Here is a 5,799-nt window from a genome sequence, read left to right as displayed (position 1 = left end):
AATCAGACTTTGGTCCTGCGGAGATTCCGACAGAAGCCCGTATGAGGAACGTTTGGCCTGGCGACGTGTTCGGGTAGTTCGCGCGCAGCCGATCGTGCTGCCGCCACATTAAAAGAGGAGGAAAACAATGGGGATGCACCTAACCAGCGCCGCTGCGGCGCTCTTGCTGCTGGCCAGCGTCGGCGCGGTTGCGGCACAGGATGTGGTTATCACACAGGAACAGGACACCGTCGTGCGCGAATACGTGAAGAAGCAACCCTTGGCTTCTGTGAAGCTTCCGGGGGTGGAGCTGAACGTCGGCACGGCTCTGCCAGACACGGTCGAGCTCCACGAGGTCCCCAACGTCAAATACCGCTATACTGTGGTCGACAACCGAACGGTTCTGGTGGACCCGAGCACACGCAAGATTGTGAAAGTCTACGACTGAAACTTCGAACCGGCCACGCCCGCCGGCAGGGATGGCGGCGGGGTGTGCTCGTCAAATCGCCACTGAATCGGACAAACGAAAATGATGAGCCCTGAAGTCGAGACGTCGCAAGCCCTCGTGGCGCGCCTGGCTGATCTCCAGGCGAAAGCGCGGGCAGCACCTATAAATGAAGCCGAAATGAAGACCTTCCAAAAGCTCGCAGCCGTCACGGACGACAGTTGCGGTCATTCGGCTCGGGATTTGGCCGTTCCAGCTTCGATGACGACATAGTGGTGCACGAGGTCAAACCCTGATCGCCGCCGCCAAAATCCGGTTCTGCCTGCGGATCGCCGCGCGCAGCTCCGGGTATCTTCGCCGCGTCGCGCTTCACGAACTCGATGAACATCATGTCATTGAAGGTCAGTTCGTCGAGCCCCGACGCTCCAAAATATCCCAAATTGGGCTGCCTTCTATGACGCGCTCGCAACCTGGGCGGATGCCCCAATCCTGGTGAACGTGTTCCGCACCCTGACAGACTTGTAGACGTAGGCGACCCAGAGCCCTGTCACCACAAACGAGACTATGGGGGCCACCAGCGCATCGCCTGCGAGCACCAGGCTCACCGGAACGCCCAGAACTGACGCAACCCAGATCGTGTCCAGGATAAACACGACGGGAATCGCCAGCCACTGGAGCAGAAACAATTGCGGAAAGCGGCGGCTACGCCGCAGCATCGAAACGAGCACAACCAGCTGAAGCGCCAGAAACGCCAGATTGAGGGCAACCTCGCCATACACCGCCAGCGGCCCATTCGAGAGGGTCATGAGTTGCTGGTAGCCGTCGGCCGAATTGGCGAAGTCGGCAAGCGTCCGCAATGGTGACACTGCCTGACCGATAGCCAGCAGCATCAGCCAGCCGCCGAAGCCCACAAGAGCCTCAGGATTCTGTGACGGCTTCGCGGCTGATCGAACGGCAAGGAAAACAGGCACGCCGATCAACAGCAGCAAGATCGCCCAATGCCAGACTGAAAACGTCCCCATTTACCCCTCCCTCTATTTATGCCCTTATAGGTTGTACCAGATTTCAAACTCAACTCAAGAGGCGACCCGCGTCTGAAACCAGGTCTTATGCGGAAGCGACGCTTTCTCCTGCCTGCTCCTGACGTCTCACACCCCAATCGCCGCCACCAATATCCTATTCTGCCTCCGTATCGCCGCGCGCAGTTCCGGTATCTTGGCCGCGTCACGCTTCACGAATTCGATGAACATCATGTTCATGTTGTTGAAGATCAGTTCGCCGAGCGCTGCACCGTCTATGTCCTGGCGCACCAGGCCAATCTCCTGCAGCCGGGCGATCAGGGCGCGGATCTGTTCGGTCAGGGCGCGGTCGAGCGCGGTGTAGGCCTGGCCGAACGGGCTGTCGGGCAGTTGCGTCGAGATTGCCATCGCCTGCCGCCACATCTCCTTGCTGAGATAGTGCAGCGAGTGCTCGATATAGATGCCGACCAGCGTGTCCAGCGCGTCGCCGACATTGGCCGGCGGCCTGGCGACGACGCCTTGCCCGGCATTCAGCACCTCGTTGACCTCCAGCGAGACGATGGCGCCGAGGATGTCGCCCTTGTTCTCGTAGTAGTTGTAGATCGTCCCGACAGAGACCTCGGCCTGCGCGGCCATCGCCTCGATCTTGGCGCCTTCGTAGCCGGCCTCGCGAAACAGTTCGGCCGCCGCCTCGATGATACGCCGGTGCCGGTCCGCCTTTTGCCTAGCCCGCAATCCGCTCATTCCCAGCCTCTTGCCACAAAAACAGAATTGACTCAATTTTAGAATTGGTTCAATTTTTTGCAAGAAGCCACAAAGGCACGGGAGAACACTCGATGTCACACACAGCCAGCAATCCGCTTTCCATCCTGAAGACCCGTTTGCGCACAGCTGCCGCCGCCGCGGCGCTGCTGCTTTCGACGGGCGCGCAGGCCGCCGATCTCAACGCGCTGATCTGGTGCGATCATGCCGATCCGGCCTTGCTGCAGCCTTTCGAGGAGGCCAATGGCGTCAAGGTCAACGTCAAGGAATTCGAGGGCACCGGCGCCGGCCTCGCCATCGTCGAGCAGTCGCAGCCCGGCGACTGGGATGTGATGGTGATCGACAGCATCGACGTGCCGCGCGGCGTCGAGAAGGGACTGTTCGAGCCATTGCCGGAAGACAAGCTGCCGCTGGCCGATCTGTTTCCGCAGGTGAAGATGGACGGCTCCACCGTGGTCGGCGGCAAGCGCTACGGCATCACCGAAAAGTTCGGCTACAACACGATCGGCTACAACAAGACCAAGGTCGATCCAGCCGACATGCAGTCGATGGCAGCACTCACCGGCGACAAGTACAAGGGCAAGGTCGCCATCTACGACTACTACCTGCCGGTCATCGGCATGGCCGCACTGGCGATCGGCAAGAAGACGGCCGATCTCACCGAAGCCGACCTGCCCGCCCTCAAGGACGAGCTCTTGAAGATGAAGGCCAATGCCAAGCTGGTCGGCGAAGTGACCGCCAGCCAGACGGCGCTTGCGACCGGCGAGGTCGACATATTGGTCGGCGGCGGCGAATGGGTGACGGCGGGCCTGGCCAAGGAAAACCCGGCGCTGGACTTCTCGGTCCCCAAGGAGGGTGCGATTCTCTGGTCGCAGTCGCTGGCCATGTTCAAGGATTCCAAGAACAAGGACATGGCGCTGAAGTTTATCCAGTACATTATGAGCCCGGAAGGCCAGGCGCGCCTTGCCACCTCCTCCTGCTATTGGGGCATGCCGGCCAACACCAAGGCCGCACTCACCGACGACCAGAAGAAGGTTTTGCGCTTCGACGAGCAGCCGGGCTTCCTGGCGCGCGCCCAGGCCTATCCGGCGCCGAACGCCGATCTCGACAAGAAGATGCAGGATATGTGGACCGAAATGCTGCAGGCGAAATGAGCCGATAGCGCTCATGAGCAGCTCGGCAAACAACGGACGTGCCCTGCCCCGGGCGGGCTCTGCTCTGCCCCGGGCGGCCCTGCCCCGGGCGGGCTCTGCCCTGCCCTGGGCGCTGGTCACGCCGGCGCTCGGCTGGACGCTGCTGTTCTTCGTGCTGCCCTTCATCGCCATGGGGCTTTCCAGCCTGACGGCGCATGAGGGCGGCGGCTTCACGCTGTCCAATTACAGCCAGTTCTTCACCAACCCTTCCTACTGGCAGGCGATGGTGAACTCACTGCAGGTCACCGCGATCGTCACCGTGGTCTCGGTGCTGCTCGCCTATCCCTTTGCCTGGATCCTCGCCGAACAGGTGCCGGAACGCTGGCAGCGGCTGGCGCTGATGCTGGCGGTGCTGCCGTTCTGGACATCCTATGTCGTGCGCTCCTATTCCTGGCTGCTGGTGCTGGCGCAGAACGGCGTCGTCAACCGGGCGCTGACCGGCTCTGGCCTGATCAGCGAGCCGCTGCAACTCGCCAACACGCGTTTCGCCACCGTCACCGGCTTCGTGCATTTCTTCGTCATGCTGTTGACGCTGACCATCTTTGCCAACCTCAAGCAGTTGAGCCCGAGCTACCGCAAGGCGGCCGCCGATCTCGGCGCCGGGCCGGTGCGCACCTTCCTGCATATCGTGCTGCCGCTGACCTTGCCCGGCATCATGGTCGGCGCCTTCCTGACCTTCGTGCTGTGCATCGGCGATTACATCACGCCGCAGATCCTGGGCGGCAACAACGAGCTGCTGATGCCGCAACTGGTGATGATGCAGATCGGCCGGCGCGGCGATTTCCCGCTGGCCTCGGCGCTGTCGATTATCCTGATGGCGGTGGTCACATCAGCCTACCTCGCCTGCGCGCGCTGGCTGAAGATCGAGCGGGCCTGAGATGCGCCCGCTCGTCCACATCGCCTCTTGGCTCTACGCGCTCGCCGTCTACGGCTTCATCTTCCTGCCGGTCGTCGTGCTGGTGCTGTTTTCGCTGCAGGCGACGTCGTTCCCGATCCCGCCCTTCACCGGCCCGTCGCTGCGCTGGTACGATGCGGTTCTTTCGGACACGCGGCTGACCTCGGCGCTGGTCAACTCGCTGCTGGTGGCATCCATCTCCTCGCTCGCAGCCGTCACGCTCGGCTTTCTCTCCGCCTGGGGCTTTGCCCGCTTCGTCCTGCCTGGCTCCGGCCTGCTGCGCGGGCTGATCACCCTGCCGCTGACGGTCAGCTATCTCATCATCGGGATGGGGCTGCTGGTGCTGTTCAACTGGGCCGGCGTGCCGAAATCGCTGCTTGCCGCCGGCATCGGCCATGTCGTGATCAACCTGCCGCTGTGCTTTGCCATCATCTACAGCCAGATGGGCGACCACCAGATCAACATCGAGCGTGCCGCGCGCGACCTCGGCGCGCCGGAATGGAAGGTGCTGCTGCTGATCACCGTGCCGGTCATGGCGCCGGCCATTTTCGCAGCTTTCTTCCTGTCGATGACCTTCTCCTGGGACGAGTTCGTGATCTCCTTCCTGCTCACCCGCTTCGACACCACGCTGCCGGTCGAAATCTGGAACCTGCTGCGCTCCGGCCTTAACCCCAAGACCAACGCCGTCGGCTCGCTGGTCTTCGCCGTCTCCATCGTGCTGGTGGTGCTGTTCGAACTGACATTGCTGCGCAGGAGAAAGGCATGACCGCGCCTTTGGTCGATATTCGTGCCGTCTCGCATCGCTTCGGCCAGCACACCGTGCTGAATGACGTTTCGCTGCAGATCGAGCCCGGCAGCTACACCATCCTGCTCGGGCCGTCCGGCTCCGGCAAGACGACGCTGCTCTCCATTCTGGGCGGCTTCGTCACCCCCAGCGAAGGCAAGGTGTTCATCCGTGGCGAGGACTGCACCTCGGTGCCGCCGGCCAAGCGGCCGACGACGACGGTGTTCCAGGACTATGCGCTGTTCCCGCATATGAGCGTCGGCAGCAATGTCGGCTTCGGCCTGCGCATGCAGGGCGTCGACGGCGCTACCCGGGCGGCAAAGGCGCGTGAAGCGCTTGCGCTGGTCGGCCTCGCCTCCGCCTTCGACAAGAAGCCGCATCAGCTTTCCGGCGGCCAGCGGCAGCGCGTGGCGCTGGCGCGGGCGCTGGTGATCGAGCCGGCGGTGCTTCTGCTCGACGAGCCGCTCGGCGCGCTCGATCTCAAATTACGCCGGCAGATGCAGGACGAGTTGAAAGCGATCCAGAAGCGCGTCGGCACCGCCTTCATCCACGTCACCCACGACCAGGAAGAAGCGATGGCGCTGGCCGACCATTGTGTGGTGATGAATGACGGGCGCATCGAGGACGAAGGCCCGCCCGAGCGCGTCTATCACAGGCCGGCGACGCGCTTTTCCGCCACCTTCATGGGCGAAAGCGCGATCCTTGCCGGCACAGTCACGGAG

The 5,799-nt window shown here is 62.6% G+C and carries 8 protein-coding genes; 5 read left to right on the top strand and 3 right to left on the bottom strand.

The annotated features are described in order from the left end of the window. Window positions 1–127: 127 nt before the first annotated feature. Entirely contained in the window at window positions 128–427 is a 300-nt protein-coding gene (locus tag EN906_RS20515; protein WP_127271999.1) for a DUF1236 domain-containing protein, read from the top strand. 205 nt (window positions 428–632) lie between these two features. Here EN906_RS20515 and EN906_RS38375 read toward each other — a convergent pair whose 3' ends face one another. The 3 genes from EN906_RS38375 to EN906_RS20500 all read right to left on the bottom strand — a co-directional run bounded on the left by EN906_RS38375 (window position 633) and on the right by EN906_RS20500 (window position 2,187). After that, entirely contained in the window at window positions 633–815 is a 183-nt protein-coding gene (locus tag EN906_RS38375; RefSeq protein WP_236383443.1) for a hypothetical protein, read from the bottom strand. 61 nt (window positions 816–876) lie between these two features. Further along, complete coding sequence (locus EN906_RS20505) at window positions 877–1,446, bottom strand: DUF2569 family protein (RefSeq protein WP_127272713.1); 570 nt, start codon at window positions 1,444–1,446, stop codon at window positions 877–879. A 126-nt stretch (window positions 1,447–1,572) separates the two neighbouring features. Then, on the bottom strand, window positions 1,573–2,187 hold the full coding sequence (locus tag EN906_RS20500) for a TetR/AcrR family transcriptional regulator (RefSeq protein ID WP_127375335.1): 615 nt from the start codon (window positions 2,185–2,187) through the stop codon (window positions 1,573–1,575). Window positions 2,188–2,279: 92 nt separating this feature from the next. Here EN906_RS20500 and EN906_RS20495 point away from each other — a divergent pair, with 92 nt between their 5' ends. The 4 genes from EN906_RS20495 to EN906_RS20480 form a co-directional block, all read left to right on the top strand. Then, on the top strand, window positions 2,280–3,359 hold the full coding sequence (locus EN906_RS20495; protein WP_127270786.1) for a spermidine/putrescine ABC transporter substrate-binding protein: 1,080 nt from the start codon (window positions 2,280–2,282) through the stop codon (window positions 3,357–3,359). Window positions 3,360–3,372: 13 nt separating this feature from the next. After that, window positions 3,373–4,275, top strand: a complete 903-nt coding sequence (locus tag EN906_RS20490; RefSeq protein WP_127270788.1) for an ABC transporter permease — start codon at window positions 3,373–3,375, stop codon at window positions 4,273–4,275. A 1-nt stretch (window position 4,276) separates the two neighbouring features. Next, the gene (locus EN906_RS20485) at window positions 4,277–5,059 is read left to right on the top strand and encodes an ABC transporter permease (RefSeq protein WP_127301950.1); all 783 of its coding nucleotides are present in this window, start codon (window positions 4,277–4,279) and stop codon (window positions 5,057–5,059) included. Beyond that, window positions 5,056–5,799 (top strand): ABC transporter ATP-binding protein (locus EN906_RS20480; protein ID WP_164777260.1); only part of this gene is annotated, 744 nt, incomplete at its 3' end. The genes EN906_RS20485 and EN906_RS20480, both read left to right, overlap by 4 nt.

Source organism: Mesorhizobium sp. M7A.F.Ca.CA.004.06.1.1, assembly GCF_003999135.1.
In the GTDB taxonomy this organism is placed as follows: domain Bacteria; phylum Pseudomonadota; class Alphaproteobacteria; order Rhizobiales; family Rhizobiaceae; genus Mesorhizobium.
Note: the sequence above shows the minus strand (reverse complement) of the source record. Positions and strands in the feature narration are given on the sequence as shown.

Excerpts from the sequence above, each read along its gene's own strand:
- EN906_RS20515 (WP_127271999.1), top strand. The coding sequence starts at position 128 with ATGGGGATGCACCTAACCAGCGCCGCTGCGGCGCTCTTGCTGCTGGCC.
- EN906_RS38375 (WP_236383443.1), bottom strand. The coding sequence starts at position 815 with ATGATGTTCATCGAGTTCGTGAAGCGCGACGCGGCGAAGATACCCGGA.
- EN906_RS20505 (WP_127272713.1), bottom strand. The coding sequence starts at position 1,446 with ATGGGGACGTTTTCAGTCTGGCATTGGGCGATCTTGCTGCTGTTGATC.
- EN906_RS20500 (WP_127375335.1), bottom strand. The coding sequence starts at position 2,187 with ATGAGCGGATTGCGGGCTAGGCAAAAGGCGGACCGGCACCGGCGTATC.
- EN906_RS20495 (WP_127270786.1), top strand. The coding sequence starts at position 2,280 with ATGTCACACACAGCCAGCAATCCGCTTTCCATCCTGAAGACCCGTTTG.
- EN906_RS20490 (WP_127270788.1), top strand. The coding sequence starts at position 3,373 with ATGAGCAGCTCGGCAAACAACGGACGTGCCCTGCCCCGGGCGGGCTCT.
- EN906_RS20485 (WP_127301950.1), top strand. The coding sequence starts at position 4,277 with ATGCGCCCGCTCGTCCACATCGCCTCTTGGCTCTACGCGCTCGCCGTC.